Here is a 798-nt window from a genome sequence, read left to right as displayed (position 1 = left end):
TGAACCGCTCCGGATTCTCCGGAGGCCGCTTCGTTTGAGTCACGCCGCGATAGCCGGCTCGCTCAGCATTGCGTAATAGCGCTCTTCTGCTTCGGCTGGCGGGATGTTGCCGATGGGTTCGAGCAGCCGCCGATTGTTGAACCAGTCGACCCATTCCAGCGTCGCGAACTCGACGGTCTCGAACGAGCGCCAGGGTCCACGCCGGTGGATGACCTCTGCTTTGTAGAGCCCGTTGATCGTCTCCGCGAGCGCGTTGTCGTAGCTGTCGCCGACGCTTCCAACCGACGGCTCGACGCCGGCCTCGGCCAGACGCTCGGTGTATTTGATCGAGACGTATTGGCTGCCGCGGTCGCTGTGATGCACAAGCCCGCCGCGATGCGCGGGGCGACGCTCATGCAGAGCCTGCTCGAGGGCGTCGAGCACGAAGCTCGCATGCGCGGTCCTCGATGCCCGCCAGCCGACGATGCGGCGCGCGTAGGCGTCGATCACGAAGGCGACGTAGACGAAGCCTGACCAGGTCGCGACATAGGTAAAGTCCGAGAGCCAGAGCGCATTTGGCCGCGGCGCCTTGAACTGCCGGTTGACGTGGTCGAGCGGGCAAGGAGCCGCCTTGTCGCTGAACGTGGTGCGCACGGGCTTTCCACGGACTACACCTTGCAGGCCGGCGCGTCGCATCAGGCGCGCCACTGTGCAGCGGGCGATCCGATGCCCCTCGCGCATCAACTGCCGCCAGACCTTGCGCACGCCATAGACCCGGAAGTTCTCGTCAAAAACACGCTGGACCTCCGGCAGCAGGGC

General features: G+C 65.4%; 1 protein-coding gene. It reads right to left on the bottom strand.

Features of this window, described 5'->3' with window-relative positions:
• Window positions 1-39 precede the first annotated feature (39 nt).
• The coding region (locus ACIKT0_RS19375) for an IS3 family transposase (RefSeq protein ID WP_407106895.1) at window positions 40-798 on the bottom strand (759 nt) is incomplete at its 5' end.

Origin of the sequence: Hansschlegelia beijingensis, assembly GCF_045505405.1 — a bacterium.
GTDB classification, from domain to species: domain Bacteria; phylum Pseudomonadota; class Alphaproteobacteria; order Rhizobiales; family Methylopilaceae; genus Methylopila; species Methylopila beijingensis_A.
This window is presented reverse-complemented; position numbering and strand designations above follow the sequence as displayed.